We start from the raw sequence: 954 nt of genomic DNA, 5'->3' as shown, positions 1-954 counted from the left end.
GGGCCAGGGCCGGGGGCGGCGATCCGCCGTGGGCGGCGCGCTTCGACCGCGCGTATCTGGCGGGTGAACTGGCGCACTGCCACCTCGATCTGGGACAGCCGGCGGCAGCGGAAAAACGTGCCTCCGAGGCCCTCGCCGGGCACCCCGACGGCCGGGTCAGGCGGCGCGGGATCACGCTCGCGCTGCTGGCCAGGGCGCAGGCGGAGCAGCGGGACGTGGAGCGGGCCTGCCGGACCGGGACGCGGGCGGCGGAGCTGATCGAGCAGGTGCGGTCCGCGCGGGGCGCGCAGTATGTGGCGGACCTCACGCAGGTGCTGCTGCCGTACGGGCAAGAGCCCGCTGTGCAGGAATTCCTGGCCAGGACCGGGGGTACGGGGCCGTCGCCCGCGGCTGTGCGCGGGGGGTAGCGTATGCCGACTGAGGCACTTGTAGGCGATGCGAGGAGTTCCGGTGACGCACAGCGGACAGGGCGGCGAGCCGCGCGTCCACGAGGGCGTGGTGCTGCCGGCCAGCGGCGAGCCCTGGGGGCCGTCGGCTGAGGAACTGCCCGACCAGCAGCAGAGCGCGGGTCCCGAGCAGCCGCAGGAGCTGGACGCGGAGTCGACGCAGATGCTGCCGCCGGTGCAGATTCCGCCGCAGGCGGGGGAGTACGGACAGGGGGCGGGGCCGCAGCAGTACGAGCAGCCGCCGCAGTCGCAGCAATACGAGCAGCCGCAGCAGCCGCAGTTCCAGCCGGAGCCGTACGCATCCGCCGAGCCGGGGCAGTCGCCCCAGCCCCAGCCGCAGCCGTACCCGCCCGCCGAGCCGGGGCAGTCGCCGCACCCGCACCTGCAGGCCGAGCCGCAGCCGTACGCCCCCGCCGCGCCGGAGCAGTCGCCGCACCCGCACCTCCAGCGCGAGCCGCAGGCCCAGCACCCCCACCTGCCGCCGCAGGCCCAACCCCCGCACCAGGCC

Annotated in this window: 2 pseudogenes; both read left to right on the top strand. The window is 76.1% G+C overall.

The features are described 5' to 3' along the window. Window positions 1-407: pseudogene (locus tag G5C51_RS42185) on the top strand (hypothetical protein); the annotation flags it as partial. A gap of 43 nt (window positions 408-450) precedes the next feature. Continuing rightward, window positions 451-954, top strand: a pseudogene (locus G5C51_RS42180) (hypothetical protein); the annotation flags it as partial.

Source organism: Streptomyces coryli (assembly GCF_011044975.1).
GTDB classification, from domain to species: Bacteria; Actinomycetota; Actinomycetes; order Streptomycetales; family Streptomycetaceae; genus Streptomyces; species Streptomyces coryli.
The sequence above is the reverse complement of the archived record's forward strand: the minus strand, read 5'-3'. Positions and strand labels throughout refer to the sequence as shown.